Below are 20,106 nucleotides of genomic sequence, written 5' to 3' on the forward strand. Positions count from 1 at the left end.
CGCAAGGAAAGACGCATGACAACCTCCACTCCCACCGAACGCCCCGACGTGCTCTGGTACACGCGCTGCCCGGTGCCCTCCCCGCTCGGCATCGCGGCGCGGCAGGGCTGGCTGGCCGAGGCCTTCGCCGAAGAAGGCATCGCGATCGAATCGATCATCGACTCGAAGGAACGCAGCATTCGCGAAAGCCACTTCGACCACCACCTCGCCTGGTCCTTCCGCCAGGGCGGCAACATCCCGCCGATCTGGGCCCGCGCCAACGGGCGCGCGACGCGGCTGGTGGCGATCACCTGGACCGACGAGTTCCAGGCCATCGTGACGCTGCCGGGGCGCGGCATCGCGTCGATCGAGCAACTGGCTGGACGGCGCTTCGCGGTGCCGCGCCGGGTGAACGACCTGATCGACTTCCACCGCGCGACCGCGCTCAAGGGCGTGGTCTCCGCGCTGTCGCTCGCGAATCTCACGACGAAGGACCTGACGCTGGTGGACCTGCCGATCGAGGAATCGGTGATCCTCGCGCAGGGCGAGCCGAGCCTCTTCGGGCTGCGCCGCCGGCATCCCTACTTCCGCGAGGTCGAGGCGCTCGTGCGCGGCGAGGTGGACGCGATCTTCGTCAAGGGCGCGGAAGGCATCGTGGTCGCGAACCTGATCGGCGCGCAAGTGGTGGCCGAGTTCGGCAACCATCCCGATCCGAAGATCCGCATCAACAACGGCACGCCGCGGGTGCTCACGGTGGATGCGGCACTGTCCGAGCGCCGGCCCGATCTCGTGGTGCGGCTGCTCGAGGTGGTGGCGCGCGCCGGCCGCTGGGCCGAGGACCATCCCGACGAAACCCTGCGTTTCGTCGCGCGCGAGATCTCGACCAGCGAGGAAGCGGTGCTCGCATCGAATGGGCCCGAAGTGCACAATCACCTGGGCATCGGCCTCGATGCGCCGCTCGTGGAGGCCATCTCGCACTTCAAGGACTTCCTGCTCGAATGGGGCTTCCTGCCGGCCGACTTCGACGTCGGCGCATGGGTGGACGCCGCGCCGCTGCGCGCGATCGACACACGCAAGCCTGCGCAGGCCGCGACCACCGACGCCGACGCGCTCGCACCTGCATGAGCCGGAACCCGCGCATTCTCGTGACCGGCGCGACGGGGCGCCTGGGCCGGCTGCTCGTGCCGCGGCTCCTCGCGCGGGGAGCCCACGTGCGCGCGCTGACACGCGAGGCTGGCCGCGCGGCATCGCTGGCCGCGGATGGCGCCGAGGTGGTGGTGGGCGACCTGGGCGACGGCGCGTCGCTGCGCCACGCTTTTCACGGCGCGTCGCACCTGTTCCTTCTGTCGCCGATTTCGCCTGAGCTGGCTGCAGAGCAGATCGCCGCCATCGCCGCCGCGAAAGCCGCCGGCGTGCAGCGCATCGTCAAGCTCTCGGGCTCCCACTGGACCATCGAGCCGCCCGGCCGATCGTTGTCCGGCGATGCGCATGCGCACATCGAGGCGGCCCTGCGCGCCTCGGGCATCGCGCACCAGGTACTGCGGCCGAATGCCTGGCTACAGGTCACGCTCGCGCGCCTGGCCGGTGAGCTCGCCGCAGGCGATGTCCTGCACGCGCCTCCCGCATTTCCCAAGGTGGCGGGCATCGACGCGCGCGACATCGCGGACGTCGCGGCCCACGCGCTGCTCGGGCCCGAACCGTCCGCCACCGACTCACCATGGGTGCTGACCGGCGCACGCGCGGTCGACCATCACGAGATCGCGCGCATCGCATCGGCGCTGTCCGGGCGCCGCATCGTTGCGGAACCGCTGTCGCGCGAGGCACTCGCGCAGCGCGCGGCGCAGGCCGAATCGCCCTACGTTGCGCAGGTGCACGCGCAGTTCGCGGCGCTGATCGGCACCGGCGAGGCGGCCACGGTCACCGACACCGTCGAGCGCGTGCTCGGGCGGCCGGCGCGCACCATCGAAGCCTTCGTCGCCGAGGCGCTGGCGGCCTGAGCGCGCCCCGCGCTGGATCAGGCCGCCGCGCGCTCCAGCGCCCCCGGCACGGCGGCGATCAGGCTGCGCGTGTAGGGGTGCTGCGGCCGATCCCAGATCTCGCGGTGGCTGCCGGTCTCCACGATGCGGCCCTCGCGCATCACCATCACCCGGTCGGCGATGTAGCGCACCACCGAGAGGTCGTGCGAGATGAAGAGGTACGAGAGGCCGAAATCCTCCTTGAGCTCCACCAGCAGGTTCAGGATCTGCGCCTGCACCGAGACGTCGAGCGCAGACACCGGCTCGTCAAGCACCACGAGCGAGGGCTTGAGCACGAGTGCGCGCGCGATGCCGATGCGCTGGCGCTGGCCGCCCGAGAACTCGTTCGGGAAGCGCTGCGCCGCGTCGGCCGGCAGGCCCACGCGCTCCAGGATCGCGCCGATGCTGCGTCGCCGCTCGCCCTGCGAATCGACGCCGTGCACCTTGAGCACGCTGTCGAGGATGTCGAAGACGCTGCGACGCGGGTTGAGGGAGGCGTACGGGTCCTGGAACACCATCTGCACCCGCCGCCGCCACGGCTTGAGCGCCTTCTCGGGCAGGCGGGCGATGTCGGTGCCGTCGAGCAGGATGCGCCCCTCGGACGGGTTCACCAGCCGCAGCAAGGTCCGCGAGAGCGTGGACTTGCCGCAGCCCGATTCGCCGACCAGCCCGAGCGTTTCGCCTGCGCGGATGTCGAACGACACATCGTCCACCGCATGCAGCACGCCGCCGTCGCGCCGCGCATAGCGGGTGCGAAGCCGCTGCACCGAGAGCAGCGGTCCGCCACCCCCGGGGCGCGGAGGCAGTGTCCGCACCGTGGTGCGCGGCTCAGGCAGGTGCAGCACGAAATCGCGCGCGCCGCTTGCCGGATCGACCCGCGCCTGGATCTCAGGCAGCCGCGCGTCGGCATGGTGCAGCGCGCTGCCGCCATGCAGCGACGCGCCGAGCAGGCCGCGCGTGTAGGGATGCGCGGGTGCCGCGAACAGCTTCGAGGCGGACGCCTCCTCGACTTTCTCGCCGCCGTACATCACCGCCACGCGGTCCGCCCATTGCGCGACGAGGCCGAGGTCGTGGGTGATCAGCAGCAGCGCCATGTCGAGCTCGCGGCGCAGGCCGTCGAGCAGTTCGAGGATCTGCGCCTGGATGGTCGCGTCGAGCGCGGTGGTCGGCTCGTCCGCCACCAGCAGGCGCGGGTTGCACGCGACCGCCATCGCGATCATCACGCGCTGGCGCTGGCCGCCCGAGAGGTGGTGCGGATGGTCGTCGATGCGGCGCTGCGGCTCGGGGATGCGCACCAGGTCGAGCAGTTCGATCGCGCGGCGGCGCGCTGCTGCGGCCGGCAGCCTCTGGTGGCGACGCAGCGTCTCCTCGATCTGCGCGCCGATGGTGTGCACCGGGTTCAGCGAAGTCATCGGCTCCTGGAAGATCATCGCGATCTCCCGCCCACGCACCTCGCGCAGCTGCGCCGGCGGCAGCGCGAGCAGGTCGCGGCCATCGAAACGGATCTCGCCGCGCAGCGTCGCGCCCGGCGCGAGCAGGCGCAGCAGCGCGAGCGCGGTGGTCGACTTGCCGCAGCCCGATTCGCCGACGAGCGCCAGTGTCTCGCCGCGCTGCAGCGTGAGGTCAAGGCCGCGCACCGCCTGCACCGGGCCTGCGGAGCCTTCGAAGAACACATCGAGCCCGCGCACGTCGAGCAAGGGTTGGTGGGCCATCATTTCCTCAACCGGGGATTGAAGGCGTCGTTGAGACCGTCGCCGACCAGATTGAGCGCCAGCACCGTGAGCACGATCGCCGCGCCCGGCAGCGCGGTGAGATACCACGCGGTGCGCAGCAGCTCCCGGCCCTGGCCGATCATGCTGCCCCACGACACCGCGTTCGGGTCGCCCATGCCGAGGAAGGACAGCGCCGACTCGATGAGGATCGCGCTCGCGACCAGCACGGAGGTCGTCACGATGACCGGCGGCAGCGCGTTGGGCAGCATCTCCTGGAAGATGATGCGCGCATGGCTGAAGCCCTGGCTGCGCGCCGCGAGCACGAACTCGGTCTCGCGCAGCGCTCGGAACTCTGCGCGCACCAGCCGCGCGATCACCGGCCACGATGCGAGGCCGATCGCGAACACGATCACCGGCACCGAGGGCTGCCCGATCGCCACGACGACGATCACGAACAGGAAGGCCGGCATGGTCTGGAACAGCTCGGTGATGCGCACCAGCACGTCGTCCACCCGACCGCCGAAGTAACCCGCCGTGGCGCCCACGAGGATCCCGATCGCAAGGCTGAGCACCGCGGCGACCACGCCGACCGCGAGCGAGACGCGCGCGCCGTGCGCGATGCCCGCGATCACGTCGCGGCCCAACGAATCGCTGCCGAGCGGGAAGGCCCCGTCCTGCCCCGGCCACAAGAGCGGCGGCGCGACCATGTCGAGCGGATCGCCCGGGTAGAGCACCGGCGCGGCCACGGCCAGCGCGAGCATGAAGAGAAGCAGCACCACACCTGCCATCGCGGACGGATTGCGAACGAAGGCCCGCAGTGCGGCGCGACGCGCCGAGACTGGCCGCACATCGATCGCGGCGATCGCGGCGACCGTTTCAGGGGCCGTGGACGCGGCCGGGGCATCGGCGCGGCGCTCAGGGACCGAAGGCGCCGGCGGAAGAGACCGCGCAATCGGACCGGAATCGAGAAAGAAGGGTGTGGACATCGAAGCGGACAGAAAAGGAATGCGAGTGGCGTTGCGACTCAGCGCACCTGGATGCGCGGATCGAGCAGCGCGTGCAGCAGGTCGACGAGCATGTTCGCGACGATCACCAGCATCGACGACATCAGCAGCACGCCGAGCAGCACCGTGTAGTCGCGCCCGGCGACCGAATCGAAGGCGAGTCGCCCGAGGCCGGGCCAGCTGAACACCGTCTCGACCACGACCGCGCCGCCGAGCAGCGTGCCGAAGTGCATGCCGGCCACGGTGGTCACCGGGATCAGCGCATTGCGCAGCACATGCCGCATCGTGACCGTCCACGGATGCAGCCCCTTGGCTTCGGCGGTGCGGACGAAGTCCTGCCGCGCGACCTCGAGCATCGCCGCGCGGGTGAGGCGCGAGAAGATCGCGATGTAGAAGCCCGCGAGCGCGAGCGCCGGCAGCACCAGGTGGCGGGCAACGTCGACCCCATGCGCCCAGCCTGTGTAGCCGGCGCCGATGGATTCGCTGCCGCCGGTCGGCAGCCAGCCCAGGTGCACCGAGAACAGCACGATGGCCATCAGCCCGAGCCAGAAGCCGGGGGTCGAATACAGCAGCAGCGCCAGCACCGACAGCGTCCGGTCCTGCCAGCGGCCCACGCGCGTCGCCATGACGGTGCCGACGGCGATGCCGATCGCGAGCGCGAACAGCAGCGCCGTGACCATCAGCACCAGCGTGTTGCCGATGCGCGCGCCGATCAGCGAGGCCACCGGCATGTTGTAGCGCGGCGAGACGCCGAGGCTGAAGTGGGCGAGGTTGTTCAGGTATGCCGCGAGCTGGTGCAACACCGGCAGGTCGAGCCCGAAGTGCGCGCGAAGTTGCGCCATGCTCTCCACGGTCGCGGAGCCCGACTCGGCCGCGACCACGTCGGCGGCGTCGCCCGGAATCCACTGCATCAGCAGGAAGTTCAGCAATATGACGCCGACCACCGTCGGCACGGCCTGCCAGGCTGTTCGAAGCAGCGTGCGGCCCGCGTGGCGCAATTTCATGGGCAAGGAGCGTATGCGTGGCCCGCCGCGCATCGAACGAAGCTTTCCGCATACGCTGCGCCGCTTTTGTTCTTTGGAACGGATCGAACGTGCCGGATAGCCTCGCGGGCCTTGCCAAAGAGACAAGGGCCCATGCAACCATGAACTTCCAGCAACTGCGCGCCGTGCGCGAAACCGTGCGCTGCGGCTTCAGCCTGACCGAAGCCGCCCACGTATTGCAGGCTTCGCAATCGGGCGTGAGCCGCCAGATACGCGATCTCGAAGAGGAGCTCGGCCTCGAGCTCTTCACCCGGACGGGCAAGCGGCTGGTGGGCCTGACCTTTCCGGGCGACCACCTGCTGCCCTTCATCGAGCGGCTGCTCGACAGCGGCACCGACCTGCAGCGCGCGGGGCAGGACTTTCTTTCGCGGCGGGACGGCATGCTCACCATCGCGGCGACGCACTCGCAGGCGCGATACGCGCTGCCGCGCGCCGTGCAGGCCTTCCGCCGCATCTTTCCGGAAGTGCGGTTGCAGCTCCACCAGGGTTCGCCGCGCCAGATCACGCAGATGCTGCTCGATGGCGAGGTCGACCTCGGCATCGCGAGCGAGTTGCCGAGCGACCATCCGCAGCTCGCGGTGCTGCCGTGCCAGGACTGGAAGCATGTCGTCGTCGTGCCGGCGGGCCATGCGCTGCTGCAGGAATCGCCGCTCACCATCGAGCGCCTAGCTAGTCATCCACTCGTCACGTACGACAGCGGGCTCACGGGCCGCGCGCGCATCGACGGCGCCTTCGCGGCGCACGGCCTCGAAGCGAACATCGTGCTCACCGCGATGGACGCGGACGTGATCAAGACCTACGTGGAGCTCGGGCTCGGCGTCGGCATCATCGCGGACCTCGCCTTCGACCCGGTGCGCGACCGGCGGCTGCGTGCGCTCGATGCGGGCCACCTGTTCGGCGCGAACGCGACGCTGCTGGCGACGCGCAGGGGCGGAGCGCTGCGCGAATTCGTCTACGCCTTCGCCTCGATCTTCTCGCCGGGGCTGGACCGCGAGACGCTGACGCGCTCGCTGGCATAGCGCTTATTTGCCGCCCGGCGCCAGCAGCGCTCAAGCCAGCGCCAGCAGCGGCGCGCGTGCGGCCTGCTGCGCGCGCGCATCGACGAGCTGCCGCAACGCAGGAACCGCACGCTCGACGGCAAGCTCGATGCGGGAGCGAAGCGCCTCGCTGGTGATCACGTAGTTGCTGAAGTCGGCATCGGTCGCATAGACGCCGACCGGCAGCGTGCGTGACTGGAAGAAGCTGAAGAGCGGGCGCAGCTGGTGGTCGATCACGAGGGCATGGCGATCGCTCCCCCCCGTGGCTGCGAGCAGCACCAGCTTGTCGACCAATGCATCCTGGTGCACGAAGTCCAGCAGGTGCTTGAAGAGGCCGCTGTAGGCGCCCCGGAAGACCGGGCTCGCGGCAACGAGCAGATCAGCCGACTCGATCGCCTGCAGCGCCCGCTCGACCTCGGCGGGCAGCTTCTGACGATAGAGCACAGGGCCGAACTGCGGCACGAGGGTGCCGAGCTCGATCGTCTGGGCCTGCACCGGCACCGCCTGCGCGATGCCGTCGACGAGTTCCTCGACCAGCGCCAGCGTGCGCGAAGGGCGTTGCAGGCCGCCGGACAGGGCGACGATCTTGAGTGTTTGTTGGGACATTGCGGGAACAGGAAGGGGAGCCGTTTCGATCGATTCTGCGACGCGAAGCCTGCCGCGTCCCAACGCTTTGCGCATTTGCTTAGTCGCAGGGCGATGTTGGCCGCGCCGGCCGGCAGGCCACATATGCATGCGCGCTTTTCTTCGTTGGCCGCCGCGGCTTGCACTGCCCAGAATGCCCGTCCTTCGGAGCCCGTCGGCTCCCGAGAGAGACGCAATCCATGAGCACCTCCCCCCGCCAGTTCAGCCTCGGCGCCTTCCTGATGCAGACCGGCCACCATATCGCCGGCTGGCGCCATCCCGAGGCGCAGGCCGATGCCGGCAGCAACTTCCGCCACTACGTGGACCTCGCGCGCAAGGCCGAGGCCGCGAAGTTCGACGCCATCTTCCTCGCCGACGCGGTCGGCGTGCGCAGCACCGACCTGCCCTCGCTCGCACGCACCGCGCGTTCCGACCACTTCGAGCCGCTCACGCTGCTGGCCGCGCTCGCGGCGGTGACGGAGCGCATCGGGCTGATCGCGACGGTCTCGACCTCGTTCAACGAGCCCTTCAACGTGGCACGCAAGTTCGCCTCGCTCGACCAGATCAGCGGGGGCCGCTCGGGCTGGAACCTCGTCACCTCCAGCGGCGGTGCCGAGGCGCGCAATTTCAATCGCGAGACGCACTTCGATCATGCGCTGCGCTACGAGCGCGCGGCCGAGTTCCACGACGTCGTGACCGGGCTCTGGGACAGCTGGGAAGAGGACAGCTTCGTGCGCGACAAGCCCAGCGGCATCTACCTGGACACCGACCGGCTCCATGTGCTCGGCCACAAGGGCACGCATTTCCAGGTGCAGGGGCCATTGAACGTCAACCGCTCGCCGCAGGGACGGCCGGTGGTGGTGCAGGCGGGTGCTTCCGACGATGGACGCGACCTTGCGGCGCGCACGGCGGAGGTGATCTTCGTGGCGCACCAGACCTTCGACGAAGCGCGCGCATTCGCGACCGACATCGAGCGCCGGCTCGCACAACACGGCCGAACGCGCGATGCGGTGAAGATCATGCCCGGCATCTTCCCGGTCATCGGTCGCACGCAGGCCGAGGCCGAGGAGAAGTTCGAGCAGCTTCAATCGCTCGTCGACCCGGTGGTGGGCCTTGCGCTACTCGGCACGGTGCTCGGCGACATCGACCTCTCCGGCCATCCGATCGATGGGCCGGTGCCCGAACTGCCCGAGACCAACGGGCCCAGGAGCCGCCAGCAACTGCTCGTGGACCTCGCCCGTCGCGACGGGCTGACGATCCGCCAGCTCTACCTGCGCATCGCGGGTGCGCGCGGCCACCAGCAGGTGGTGGGCACGCCGGCGCTGATTGCCGACCAACTGCAGGCGTGGTTCGAGGCGGGCGCGGCCGACGGCTTCAACATCATGGCGCCGTGGTTCCCGGGCGGGCTCGACGACTTCATCGCGCTCGTGCTGCCTGAGCTGCGGCGACGTGGCCTCTTCCGCACCGAGTACCAGGGACGCACGCTGCGCGAGCACCTGGGCCTGCGAAAGCCCGCGCATCCGAAGAGCGCGCCGGCTGCGCGGCACGCAACGCCCCTTGCCGCATGAACATGACAGACCCGACACGAACGCTCGACCATCCCTGGGGCGCACCGCCGAGCGCGCGCTACGAAGAACTGGCCCGGCCTTTCCGCCCGGTGTTCGAACGCATCCGCGCCAGCGCCACCGAACGCGACCTGACGCACCGCCTGCCGCACGAGGAGATCGGCTGGTTGCGCGAAGCCGGCTTCACCCGCCTGCGGCTGCCCGGCGAGTACCGCGGGCTCGACCTCTCGCTGACCGAACTCTTCGCGCTGCTGATCGAACTCGGCGCAGCGGACACCAACGTGGTCAATGCCGCGCACGGCCGCCGGTGTCGAGGTGGTGGACGATTGGGACGGCTTCGGCCAGGCGCTGACCGCGAGCGGTACCGCGCATTTCGAAGACGTCGCGATCGATCCGGAATGGACCAACACGAACGGCCATCGCTTTGCCTACGCGGCGCCCTTCTACCAGCTCGTGCACATCGCCTCGCTGGCGGGCATCGGGCGCGCGCTGGCCGACGACCTCGGCACGCGCGTGCGCGAGCGGGACCGCGTCTACAGCCACGGCAACGCGGCTCGCGTGGCCGATGATCCGCAGATCCTGCAGGTGGTCGGCCGCGTGCGCAGCGCGGCCTATGCCGCGGGCGCGATCGCGCTGCATGCGGCTGGCGCCTTGCAACGCGCCGACAAGGCCCTGCGCGATTCGAGCGCGCACGAAGAAAGCCGCGCCGCCGCGATCCGCGCCGCGCACGTCGAGGTGGACCAGGCCGTGTCCGTCGTGACCGGCCTGGTGCTGAACGCAAGCACCGAGCTGTTCGATGCGCTGGGCGCCTCGGCCACCTTGCGCACGCATGGCCTCGACAGGTACTGGCGCAACGCCCGCACGATCTCTTCGCACAACCCGCGCGTGTATCGGGAGCGGCAGGCCGGGGCCTTTGCGGTCAACGGCACGACGCCGCCTGCGTCGTACCGCATCGGCAAGGCGTCGTCATCGTCCATGCCTCAGACATCGGCTCGGCCGGACTCGACTCGCACCGCGCGCTTGGCTTTCGCTCTCATGCTCGCGCCGTGAGCATCGTCAACTCTTGCGGACCGGAAGTGCGAAGGTAGTGGGCAGCAGCACCCTGTCGGCACCAACGCTCCCCGGGTAAGTCACGATCACTTGCGTGTCTGCGTCTTCGTCCCCATGGTCTCCGTCATCGCCATGCTGATCGACCAGCCGGCACGACGCGATGCCATTCGCATTTGCCCTGGCGGCGCATCCGGAGTGTGGAGCGCGATTGAAATAGACCGTGGCGCCTGGCATTGGCCTGCTCTCGTCGAGCACCTGGACCGCCACGTCGTCGTGGTCGGCCGTCGGCGCCGCGACTGCGTTCATCGATATGCTGCGCCAAGGCGTCATCGTGAACGGGTGGCCCGCGAACGAAGCCGTCCGCTTTCGTTCGCCTGCCAACTCGCGCAACAGGGCTTCGTGCGAGCCCCCCTGCCGGACGGCGTCGCATTGATGCGGTCCGACCGCCAGGCAGTAGCGGCCAAGCGCATCCTGCCTGAGCATGAGGGCATACAGCTGCTCGAGCGCCAGGACATCGAGCACGGGGTTTCTTGCGTCGGGAAGAAACTGCACCGATACAGACGCATCCGCACCATCGCCAGCGTGCCTCATCACGGCCACCGGCACGAGCGCGACAGCCGGGTCGCGACGCGCCAGCACCGTCAGCCAATACCCGCCTTCCCGCACTTGCGCCTGCACGAAGGTCGGGTCGGTGCGCGACACGAGCGTCGACCTCAGGACCGGCCGGTAGTCCGACGCCTGAACCACAGGCAGCGGCGGGCTCACACAGGCCCCGAGACCGACACTGGCAGCTGCGGCGATCAGCCAGCGTCTCAGGCAGAGTGCGCTCATGGTCGGGGCCTTCGTGGTCAGTGCGCGTTGCAGTTGCCGTTGCTGCACACGAGGGCAGAGGTCTCGGCAGGGAGATCAACGTAGCTCGCGTTCTGGCCGCCCGCGAACTTCGCTTTCAGATAGTCCTTGTGCGGACGCAGCGGTCGGACGTCGCACGACGCCACGCCATCGGCGCCGGTGGTCGCGGTGCAGTTGGCGCCCGTCTCCTCCACCGAGAACGTCACCATCTGGCCGTTGACCGGACCCCAGCCGTTGCTGACCCTGGCTGCCACCTTGGTCGGCGTCGGGCCGCCGTCAACGAACTCGATCGTGTTGAAGCGCCACACAGGAAGCACCGCCGTCGAATCAAGGCGGGTAAGCCAGGCCGCCGAGCACTCGCGCGCCACCGCGAGCTGGCGCATCACGGATTCGTGACCGTATATGTTCTGGCTGGGGTTGGTGCGGCCCTTGGCATTGATCTCATCCAGCTTCACGCCTTCGCCGTCCCAATAGATGTGGGGCGTCATGACCCCGTCCACGTTCAGCGCGGTGGCCATGGTGTAGGTGCGCTCGATGGAGTCCAGGTACTGCGCGACCTGCGGGATCGAGTTGGTCATCGACTGTCCCCCGTTGATCAGAACCCGCTTCGTCTGGCCCCAGTCCTTGACCTCGAGCACGGCGGACGTCGAGCCGGGCGTGTGGCCGGGAGTCGGCAGGATCCAGAAGGTCTTGCCACCGATCGTCATCTGCCGCATGGCAAGATTTGTCGAATCAATCTGGATCGGGTTGTAAGACTTGCCCGTGGCGTCCGCGGAACCGATGGACGAGCGCGTGCCGAGGTTGTCGAGCGCCCATTGGGCACCGCCGTCATGGTCGCCATGGCCGTGGGTGAGGAAGATCGCCTTCAGCGGGTAGGAGGCGCTCATGCCCAGCGACTGCAGCGCCGGATAGTTGAACGTCTTGAACTCGTTGGCGTTGTTGCCGGAATCCACCTGCACGAAACCGTCCGGTGTCTTGATCATGTACTGCCCGACATAGTGGTTGCCCACGAACCACACGTCGTCGAATATCTGCGTGAGCGGAATGCGGTACTGGTTGTTGTTTGCTCCCGTCGTGTTGTTCCAGGCGCGGGCAGCAACGACGATCGCGTTGTTGTCGTCGGGCAGGTTGCAGTAGAACGCGCGCGAGTACTGCGTCATGAAGGCGTCACCGCCCACGTTGCGCGTTGCAGCGTCACGGTGCACATCAGTCTGCGCCTGCGCCCCGGCGACGGCGGCTGCCGTCGCCAGCGAGGACGCCGCCAGAACGAGCTTGAGCTGGGATAGTCGATGCATCACGGTTTTGTCTCCTGTGGTTGAGGTTGTGTGGGGAAATCCGGTCATGCGAGCCTCCAGCGCGCTATCGCCGCCAGAGGCCAGATTCATCGGGCCGTCGCGGCAATCTGGCGACACACCGCCCGCGTCACCTCGTCAGTGGTCGCGTCGCCGCCGAGGTCGCGCGTGTGAAGGGCGGGCGTCGCCGTGACGATCTCGATGGCCTCCATCAGCCGACGCGCGGCGCCTGCCTCGCCGATGTGCTCGAGCAGCATCACGCAGCTCCAGAACGTGCCCACCGGGTTGGCCAGGCCTTGGCCCATGATGTCGAAGGCCGAGCCGTGGATGGGCTCGAACATGCTCGGGTAGCGCCGGTCGGGGTCGAGATTGGCGGTCGGCGCGATGCCCAGGCTGCCGGCCAGGGCGGCGGCCAGGTCGCTGAGGATGTCCGCGTGCAGATTGGTCGCAACGACGGTGTCGATCGACGATGGCCGGTTGACCATGCGCGCGGTCATCGCGTCGACAAGTTCCTTGTCCCAGCGCACATCCGGGAACTCCTTGGCCACCTGCACGGCGACCTCGTCCCACATCACCATGGCGTGGCGCTGTGCATTGCTCTTCGTGACGACAGTGAGTTGTCTGCGCGGGCGCGATTGCGCGAGTCGGAATGCGAACCGGATGATCCGCTCGACGCCGGCGCGGGTCATGATCGACAGATCGGTCGCCACCTCAATCGGATGGCCCTGGTGGGCGCGGCCGCCGACGCCCGCGTACTCGCCCTCGGTGTTCTCGCGCACGATGACCCAGTTCAGGTCGTCCGGACCGCAACGCTTCAGCGGTGCGTCGATGCCCGGCAGGATGCGCGTGGGCCGCACGTTGGCGTACTGGTCGAATCCCTGGCAGATCTTCAGTCGCAGGCCCCACAGCGTGACGTGATCGGGAATGTGGGGGTCGCCCGCCGAGCCGAACAGGATCGCGTCCTTGCCACGCAGGGCATCCAGACCGTCCTCCGGCATCATGGCCCCGTGCGCTCGGAAATAGTCGCCGCCCCATCCGAAGTCTTCGAACTCGAAAGCAAAGTCCCTGCATCCGGCAGCCAGTGCTTCCAGCACCTTCTGGCCGGCAGGAACCACTTCCTTGCCAATGCCGTCGCCCGGAATTGCCGCGATCTTGTAGATCTTCATGTTGTCTCGCGTGAGGAAAGGAATGCGGCGACTCTAGGCACCCGCAAACACCATGGGGCGCGGTCGAGGTCAAAGCACAATTAACCTGCGTTCAAAGGTCAGGGTGCTCTCGCCGAACGATCGGGTTCACCGAAAGTTAATGCCGGTTTAACTGCGGGGCTGCTCGTTCGTGCAGCCAGGGCCGCATAGTTTTCCGAATCCCGCCAAGAGGAGATCTCAAAGTCATGGAGCAATCGCAGACAGTTTCCGCATCGACGTTTGCAGCAGGCGGCCCCGACGGCAATGCGCTCGGTGGCGCGCTCTACTTCCCGTTCAGCGCCGTGGCGGCCCCGTCGGCACCACCACCGGCGACGACGACAGATGAAGGATCGGGCTACACGACCTGCTTCGGAACCGTGGGTCTGGTCATCCTTGGCATCGTCGCCTGGAAGATGCTCTCAAGGTGAAGAGGACCGTCAGCGATTCACCTTGCTGGCCTCCGAGTGACCAAAAGCCTCAGCGACGAAATCCACGAAAGCGCGAACACGAGAGAACGCGTGCTGATTCTGGGGATAGACGGCGTAGATGTCGGCATCGGGCGTCTCGTACTGCGGTAGCACCTGGACGAGCCGGCCGCTGCGCAAGTAGCGCCCGATGTCCCACTCGGCACGCAGGAGGATTCCGTGCCCATCAAGGGCCCAGTTGACTGCGATCTCACCATCGTTGCTCGTCAAGTTGCCGCGTACCTTGACGATCTGCGTTTGAGGCTTCCGCCCCTTCCTGGGCGTGAGCCGCCAAACACCGTAGCCCTCGTCGCCCTGGCGGATCGTGATGCAGTCGTGTCGAAGAAGATCGCTCGGCAGCGTCGGTGTGCCGCGCCGCGCCAGATAGGCCGGCGCAGCGCAAAGCAGACGCCTGTTTTCCGCCAGCTTTCGAGCCATCACACGCGTATCGGGCGGCGGGCCAAAGCGCACACAGACATCGTAGGCATCCTCCGTCAGGCCCGGCGGGCTCACCGACAGCTGCAACTGCACGTCGATGCTTGGATATCGCTTGGCGAAGCGCGAAATCAGGGGCGCCACATGGCTGCGCCCGAAACCCAGAGTGGCATTGACACGTAGAAGACCGCTGGGATTGGCCTTCGTCGAACCCAAGGCCTGTTCCATTTCGTCAATGCTTGAAAGGATGCGCCTCGCGTGCTCCAGGTAGATCTCTCCCTCAGGCGTCAATCCCATGCGCCGCGTTGAGCGATTGACCAACGAATAGCCAAGGCGGGTCTCCATCGATGCCAGATGCTTGCTGACGGCCGCCGTCGAGATGCCCAGTTCACGCCCGGCCGCGCTCAGGCTGGCAGATGAGGCCACCTTGGTGAAGAACGTCAGGTCGGAGGGTTGAATTCGATTCGACATGCCTTCCGATTTTCCTGGCCACGCCCCACAACGGCTCTTAACTTTGGGTTAAAGACGGTTTTCCTCCCGCTCCGTCCCGCGCGACTTCCTTCTACCTAGAGTTGTGCGCTCCTGCGCTCCCCGGCGCGGGCGCTGGTCGATGCGTTCACCGGCGCCTGCCGGATCTACAACACGCTGGGTCGCGGCGGGCCGATCGCGGCCACGGTGCGGGTGCTGGACTGAACATCGAACGCCACTTGCAGGCAAACTGCGCGGTCCGCCCGTCCGGGCGGACCTGAAATCAAGTGGATCGAAACTCAATGAACAGTGCTAAGAAACGCGTGATCGGCATCAGCGGGAGCCTGCGCAAGGACTCCTTCAACACCATGGCGCTCAAACTGGCGGCCTCGAAGCTTCCAGCGCATGTGGAGATGGACATCCTCGACTGGCGCAGCGTCCCTCCCTTCGACGCGGACCTGCTGGCCGAGGGATTCCCTTCGGGCGTGGCCAGCATCCGCAACCGCATCGCCGGCGCCGATGGCATTCTCATCGTCACGCCTGAATACAACTTTTCGGTACCCGGCATGCTCAAGAACCTGCTCGACTGGGTTTCGCGCGGCGCGGACCAGCCGCTGGCCCGCAAGCCGGTGGCGATCCTGTCCGCGTCCGCCGGCCCGCTGGGCGGCGCGCGGGTTCAGTACGACCTGCGCAAGGTGCTGTTGTTCATGAATGCGATGGTCCTGGCCAAGCCCGAGGTGTTCATCGGGAATGCCGCCGCCAAGTTCACGGCGGACGGCCAATGCACGGACGAGGACACGGGCCGTTTCGTGCACCTGCAGATGCAGGCCTTCGCGACCTGGATCGACGAGGTCGCCCGCATGTCCGCGCCGGCCTGACGCATGCGCGGTGCCCGGCGCGGCATGGTCAGTCTTCGCGCCGGCGCCACTGGTGCCCGCTGAGGGCATCGCGCAGACCCCGGCTCGTGCGCGCCAGCAGCTGCTGGAGCTGGGCGAGGCGCGCGGGATCCATGCGCGCGTTGGCCGCCGCGACCGTGACCGCGCCGACCACCTGGCCGAGGCTGTCGAAGAACGGCATGCCCACCGCGGTCACGCCGGGGTTGACCCGGTTGCGGATCACCGCATGGCCGCGGCGCGCGGCCTCTTCCAGCGACTGCGCGAGCAGCTCGGGCGGAAAGCCCCAGTGCCGCTCGATCCGCGCGGTCACGTTCTCCAGGATGTCCCGCCGCTCGTCCGGCGGCAGTGCCGAGAGGATCGCGAGCCCGCCGGCGCCGAGCCCGAGCGGGCGCCGGCTGCCGATGTGAAGCGTGACCACCCGCAGGGGCGTGGGGCCCTCGGCGACGTCGATGCACACCGCCTCGTCGCCGCTTCGCATGATGAGGTAGGCGGTCTCGCCCGCTTCGAGGGCCAGCGCTTCGAGGGCCGGGCGAAGCAGCCCGCGCATGTCGAACTGCTGCGCCGCCGCGAGACCGATCTCGTAGGCCAGCGGGCCGATGGTGTAGTGGCGGCTGGATTCGATGCGCATCGCCAGCCGCTCGTCCTGCAGCTGCTGCAGCAGGCGATGCATCGTGCTGTTGGGGAGGCCGGCGGCCTTGGCCAGGTCGGTCAGCGCGAGGCCGCGGCGCCCGGCGGTCGCCAGCAGCCGGAGCACCGCGGCGGCACGGTGCAATGCGCCGTCCCGGCTCGCGGAGGCGGCGGCGTCGTGCGGCGCGTCCGCGTGCGATCGTGTGTCAGGTTGAAGTGATGCCACGCGATTTGATCAGCTTGTCCCAGAAGCGCATCTCCTCGCGAATATAGCGGTCCATCTCGCCCGGATCGCTGGGCGTGGCCTCCATGCCGAGCTCCGCGAGCTTCTGCCGCACGGCGGCAAGCGCGAGCGCCTGCCGCATCTCGGTGGACAGCGCCGACACGATGTGGGGCGGCGTGCTTTTCGGCACCACCAGCCCCTGCCACGCATAGATGCCGGACGGCGCGAATCCGAGCTCCTTCAGCGTGGGAACGTCGGGCAGCTGCGCCATGCGCTGATCGGCCGTCACCGCGAGCGGAACGAGCCGGCCGTCCTTGATGAAGGGCAGCGACAGCGACGGCGAGATCACCGCCACCGGCAGCTGCTTGCCCGCGACATCCTGCATGGCCGGCGCGTCGCCCTTGTACGGCACGTGCTGGGCGGTGATGCCTGCCGAAGACGCGAGCACCTCCATCGCCATGTGATGGGGCGTGCCGACGCCGGCGGACCCGTAGTTGAAGCTCTTCCCCTTGCGGGCATCGGCGACCAGTTGCTGGAGGGAGGTGATGCCGCTGCCCGGATGTGTGGCGACGATCAGCGGGAAGCGCGCCATCAGGCCCACCGGAACGAAATCCGTGAGCGGGTTGTAGCGGACCTTGGGATAGATCGCCGGATTCAGCGCGAGGATCGCGATGTCGGCGGTCAGCAGCGTGTAGCCGTCGGGCTCGGCGCGCGCAACGCTCTCCGCGGCGATCATGCCGGCAGCACCCGCCTTGTTATCGACGATCACCTGCTGGCCGAACTGGGTCGACAGCTGTGCCGCGACGGTGCGTGCGAGCACGTCGGTACCGCCGCCGGGCGGAAAGCCAACCACCCATTTGACGGTCTTGGTCGGATAGCCCTGGGCGAGCGCCCACGGGCTGAGCATCGCCAGCGAGGTGCCGGCGGCGAAGGTCCTGCGCGTCATGCGGGGATGGGATGCCATGGTGTGTCTCCTTTGAGTTGGAACGGGGATGCGGCGTGCGGCGACAGGTCGCCCCGATTCAGGCTTCCGCCACTGCAGCAGCGCCTTCGTCGACAGCCGCGCCGGCGAGCAGCGCCTCGCCGAGTTGCGCGAGAAGCGCCTGAAGACCGGCTGCATTGCTGGCAGTGCCGAAGACGTAGTGGTCCGGCCGCACGATGACTGCTCGCGCGCCGAGCGCGTGAAGCCAGCGCCCGAAGAGGCCATCGCGCTCGCGCACCGCGAGCACGCCCTGCGGCGCAGGCTGCGATGGCGCGCCCACCACGACATCACGGCCGCCGATGCGTGCCCAGACATCGGTGGACCCGGCATCGAACCATGCGCGGGTCTCCGCGTCGTCGGTCACGAACAGGAAGCCCGGCGGCAGCAGGTCGTCGAGCCGGCGCACGTCCTCGCCCTGCTGCACCCAGGGCTGCACGAACAGTTCGCCCGCGCCGTCGGCCCTCGTGCCGTCGTCGTTCCGCGCGATGAGCCCCGTCTCCAGGTTCGGGATGAACTTCTGTCGGACCGATTCAGAACGACCCGCCGCGAGTTGCTCACCGAGCTCACGATCGCGTTCGCGCGCCGCCTGCGGATCGAGCTCGCCGATGATGAGCCCGAAGTCCTTCGCATGGGACACGATGGTGCGCACATGCTGCTTGCGCTCGAGCCCGTAGCTGTCGAGCAGCTGCGCGTCGAAACCCAGCCGCTCCACGCCGTCGATCTTCCATGCGAGGTTGACCGCATCGCGGATGCCCGCGCACAGGCCCTGCCCCAGGAAGGGCGGCATCTGGTGCGCTGCATCGCCCATGAGGAACACGCGCTGGTCGCGCCATTCGTTGACCACCAGCGCATGGAAGCGATAGATGGCGGTGCGGCACAGTTCCAGCCGCGTCGTGTCGACGAAGGTCGACAGTACTTCGATCACCGACGCTTCGGTCTGGAAGTCGTCCGGCGTCTCGCCCGGAAGCAGCTTGATCTCCCAGCGCCGCAGGTTCTCGGGGCCGACGATGTAGGTACCGGGCCGAGAAGGCCTGCAGTACTGCACGCAGCGCCCGGGCAGGTCCACCGGGCCGCGCAGCCAGGCGTCGACCACCATCCACCATTCGTCGAATGCGAGATCCTCGATCGTGGCATCGATGCTGCGCCGCACCGCACTGCGGCCGCCGTCTGCGCCGATCAGGTAGCGCGCGGTGTGAGTGAACACCGCACCGTCATCCCGCCGCCGCACGCTCACGCGCACGCCGTCCTCCCACGGCTCGCAACCGGTGAACTCGTGGCGCAGGAAGGTCGCAAACTGCGGGTGACGCTCCAGGCCCCGCCGCAGCGTGGCTTCGAGTTCGGGCTGCACGAACATCCAGGTGGGCTCCCATGCCAGGAGATGCGGCGGCGGCGCCGGATAGAAGCGCTTGATCACCTGCCCCTCGATGCCGACGAAGTCGGTGCCCGGATGCGGCGCGGTGGTCGCCGCGATCTCGTCGGCCAGCCCGCATTCCTGGAAGACGCGCATCACTTCCTGGTCAGCGGTGATCGCGCGCGGCTTGTCATAGATGGCCCCGGCCTGGTCGAAGACCGCGATGCGGTAGCCGCGCTGCGCCATCAGCTTCGCGAAGGTCGCGCCGCTCGGGCCGTAGCCCACGATGACGATGTCGAAGTCGGTCGTCTGGCGTGTGTTCACGGAAGGGCTTCCTCTCATTGCTGCTGGATCTGCGCGTCGCGGACGACCTTCTTCCACTTCGCGACCTGCGTGCCGACGAAGGCGCGGGCGTCCTGCGCATCGGCCGACGGCGTCACGATGCCGCCGGTGGCCTCGAGCTGCTTGACCACGTCGGGCGACTTGAGCACGCGCAGCAGCGCAGAACGCAGGCGTGCGGCGACGTCCGGCGGCAGGCCCTTGGGGGCGGCGACGGCGGTCCATGACGTCACCTCGTAGCCGGGCACCACGCGCGCGACCGGCGCCACGCCCGGCAGCAGCGGCGAGGGCTCGGGCGAGGTCACGCCCAGCGCACGCAGGCGGCCGCCTTCGATCTGCGGCCTGGCGACGGTCACCGAATCGAACAGCAGGTCCACGCGCCCGGCGACCACGTCCTGCACCGGCGCGCCGCCGCCGCGATAGGGAATGTGGTTGAGCTGCACGCCGGCCATCGACTGGAAGAGCTCGCCCGAGAGGTGCTGCGTCGAACCGATGCCCACCGAGCTGTACGAGACGGTGCCCGGGGCGGTCTTCGCGGCGCTCACCACCTCGCCGAGCGAATGGAAGCGGCTCTCGCTGCTGGTCGCGATGACGAAGGGGAAGCGCGTGACCATCGACAGCCAGTCGAAGTCCTCCAGCGCATCGAAGGAAAGGCTCTTGTACATCGCGGCCGACACGGCGTGGCCGCCCGTCATAAGGATGAGCGTGTTGCCGTCCGGTCTGGCGCGGGCCAGGGCGGCGCTCGCGATGTTGCCGCCCGCACCGGTCTTCGCGTCGACGATGACCGGTTGACCGAGTTCGCGCGACAGGCCCTGCGCGACGATGCGCGCGATCGTGTCGGCATTGCCGCCCGGCGCGAAGCCTTGCAGCAGGGTGATGGGTTGGTCCGGCGCGGCGGCGGCGCCGGTCGCGATGCAGGCTGCGAAGGCCGCCAGCAACAAGGCTCTGATCATTTGCGTCTCCTGGT

General features: G+C 68.5%; 18 protein-coding genes and 1 pseudogene. 7 read left to right on the plus strand and 12 right to left on the minus strand.

Going from position 1 to position 20,106, the window contains the following annotated elements:
* Positions 1-15: 15 nt before the first annotated feature.
* Together BLW05_RS29420 and BLW05_RS29425 are read left to right on the plus strand one after the other, a co-directional pair.
* Complete coding sequence (locus tag BLW05_RS29420) at positions 16-1,104, plus strand: ABC transporter substrate-binding protein (RefSeq protein ID WP_093167341.1); 1,089 nt, start codon at positions 16-18, stop codon at positions 1,102-1,104.
* Entirely contained in the window at positions 1,101-1,976 is an 876-nt protein-coding gene (locus tag BLW05_RS29425; protein WP_093167343.1) for an NmrA family NAD(P)-binding protein, read from the plus strand. The genes BLW05_RS29420 and BLW05_RS29425 overlap by 4 nt, the downstream gene beginning before the upstream one ends.
* A gap of 17 nt (positions 1,977-1,993) precedes the next feature.
* On the opposite strand, the gene BLW05_RS29430 is transcribed toward BLW05_RS29425, so the two are convergent.
* From BLW05_RS29430 to BLW05_RS29440, 3 genes are read right to left on the minus strand one after another with little or no spacing between them, the layout of a single operon-like run.
* Positions 1,994-3,706, minus strand: coding sequence for an ABC transporter ATP-binding protein (locus tag BLW05_RS29430; protein WP_093167345.1), 1,713 nt, complete (start codon positions 3,704-3,706; stop codon positions 1,994-1,996).
* Entirely contained in the window at positions 3,706-4,692 is a 987-nt protein-coding gene (locus BLW05_RS29435) for an ABC transporter permease (RefSeq protein WP_093167347.1), read from the minus strand. Before BLW05_RS29435 ends, BLW05_RS29430 begins: the two co-directional genes overlap by 1 nt.
* Positions 4,693-4,730: 38 nt before the next feature.
* On the minus strand, positions 4,731-5,714 hold the full coding sequence (locus BLW05_RS29440; RefSeq protein ID WP_093167349.1) for an ABC transporter permease: 984 nt from the start codon (positions 5,712-5,714) through the stop codon (positions 4,731-4,733).
* Between the two features lie 140 nt (positions 5,715-5,854).
* Between BLW05_RS29440 and BLW05_RS29445 the strand changes: the two genes are divergently transcribed.
* Positions 5,855-6,772 (plus strand): LysR substrate-binding domain-containing protein, encoded by a 918-nt coding sequence (locus BLW05_RS29445; RefSeq protein WP_093167351.1) that lies wholly within the window; start codon positions 5,855-5,857, stop codon positions 6,770-6,772.
* A gap of 30 nt (positions 6,773-6,802) precedes the next feature.
* Here BLW05_RS29445 and msuE read toward each other — a convergent pair whose 3' ends face one another.
* Positions 6,803-7,396 (minus strand): FMN reductase, encoded by a 594-nt coding sequence (msuE, locus tag BLW05_RS29450; RefSeq protein ID WP_093167353.1) that lies wholly within the window; start codon positions 7,394-7,396, stop codon positions 6,803-6,805.
* Positions 7,397-7,614: 218 nt separating this feature from the next.
* Here msuE and BLW05_RS29455 point away from each other — a divergent pair, with 218 nt between their 5' ends.
* Positions 7,615-8,982, plus strand: a complete 1,368-nt coding sequence (locus tag BLW05_RS29455; RefSeq protein WP_093167355.1) for an LLM class flavin-dependent oxidoreductase — start codon at positions 7,615-7,617, stop codon at positions 8,980-8,982.
* Between the two features lie 2 nt (positions 8,983-8,984).
* Positions 8,985-10,029: pseudogene (locus BLW05_RS29460) on the plus strand (acyl-CoA dehydrogenase family protein).
* Positions 10,030-10,035: 6 nt separating this feature from the next.
* Here the strand turns inward: BLW05_RS29460 and BLW05_RS29465 are convergent.
* The 3 genes from BLW05_RS29465 to BLW05_RS29475 form a co-directional block, all read right to left on the minus strand.
* Positions 10,036-10,860 (minus strand): hypothetical protein, encoded by an 825-nt coding sequence (locus BLW05_RS29465; RefSeq protein WP_093167357.1) that lies wholly within the window; start codon positions 10,858-10,860, stop codon positions 10,036-10,038.
* A 17-nt stretch (positions 10,861-10,877) separates the two neighbouring features.
* On the minus strand, positions 10,878-12,173 hold the full coding sequence (locus BLW05_RS29470) for an MBL fold metallo-hydrolase (protein WP_093167359.1): 1,296 nt from the start codon (positions 12,171-12,173) through the stop codon (positions 10,878-10,880).
* Positions 12,174-12,259: 86 nt separating this feature from the next.
* Positions 12,260-13,336, minus strand: a complete 1,077-nt coding sequence (locus tag BLW05_RS29475) for a tartrate dehydrogenase (RefSeq protein WP_093167361.1) — start codon at positions 13,334-13,336, stop codon at positions 12,260-12,262.
* 224 nt (positions 13,337-13,560) lie between these two features.
* Between BLW05_RS29475 and BLW05_RS29480 the strand changes: the two genes are divergently transcribed.
* Positions 13,561-13,782 (plus strand): hypothetical protein, encoded by a 222-nt coding sequence (locus tag BLW05_RS29480; RefSeq protein WP_093167363.1) that lies wholly within the window; start codon positions 13,561-13,563, stop codon positions 13,780-13,782.
* A 9-nt stretch (positions 13,783-13,791) separates the two neighbouring features.
* Here BLW05_RS29480 and BLW05_RS29485 read toward each other — a convergent pair whose 3' ends face one another.
* On the minus strand, positions 13,792-14,724 hold the full coding sequence (locus BLW05_RS29485) for a LysR substrate-binding domain-containing protein (RefSeq protein ID WP_093167365.1): 933 nt from the start codon (positions 14,722-14,724) through the stop codon (positions 13,792-13,794).
* Positions 14,725-15,023: 299 nt separating this feature from the next.
* Between BLW05_RS29485 and BLW05_RS29490 the strand changes: the two genes are divergently transcribed.
* A complete protein-coding gene (locus tag BLW05_RS29490; RefSeq protein WP_093167367.1) occupies positions 15,024-15,599 on the plus strand; it encodes an NADPH-dependent FMN reductase in 576 nt (191 codons plus the stop codon).
* A gap of 28 nt (positions 15,600-15,627) precedes the next feature.
* Here BLW05_RS29490 and BLW05_RS29495 read toward each other — a convergent pair whose 3' ends face one another.
* The 4 genes from BLW05_RS29495 to BLW05_RS29510 are packed head-to-tail and all read right to left on the minus strand — an operon-like array spanning position 15,628 to position 20,092.
* Positions 15,628-16,470: an IclR family transcriptional regulator gene (locus tag BLW05_RS29495; RefSeq protein WP_093167369.1), complete on the minus strand. Its 843-nt coding sequence runs from the start codon at positions 16,468-16,470 to the stop codon at positions 15,628-15,630.
* On the minus strand, positions 16,451-17,431 hold the full coding sequence (locus tag BLW05_RS29500; RefSeq protein WP_256330551.1) for a Bug family tripartite tricarboxylate transporter substrate binding protein: 981 nt from the start codon (positions 17,429-17,431) through the stop codon (positions 16,451-16,453). Before BLW05_RS29500 ends, BLW05_RS29495 begins: the two co-directional genes overlap by 20 nt.
* A 58-nt stretch (positions 17,432-17,489) precedes the next feature.
* Complete coding sequence (locus BLW05_RS29505) at positions 17,490-19,124, minus strand: bifunctional 3-(3-hydroxy-phenyl)propionate/3-hydroxycinnamic acid hydroxylase (RefSeq protein ID WP_177142854.1); 1,635 nt, start codon at positions 19,122-19,124, stop codon at positions 17,490-17,492.
* 14 nt (positions 19,125-19,138) lie between these two features.
* Complete coding sequence (locus BLW05_RS29510; RefSeq protein ID WP_093167373.1) at positions 19,139-20,092, minus strand: tripartite tricarboxylate transporter substrate binding protein; 954 nt, start codon at positions 20,090-20,092, stop codon at positions 19,139-19,141.
* Positions 20,093-20,106: the final 14 nt, after the last annotated feature.

Origin of the sequence: Variovorax sp. YR216, assembly GCF_900107745.1 — a bacterium.
Taxonomy (GTDB): Bacteria; Pseudomonadota; Gammaproteobacteria; order Burkholderiales; family Burkholderiaceae_C; genus Variovorax.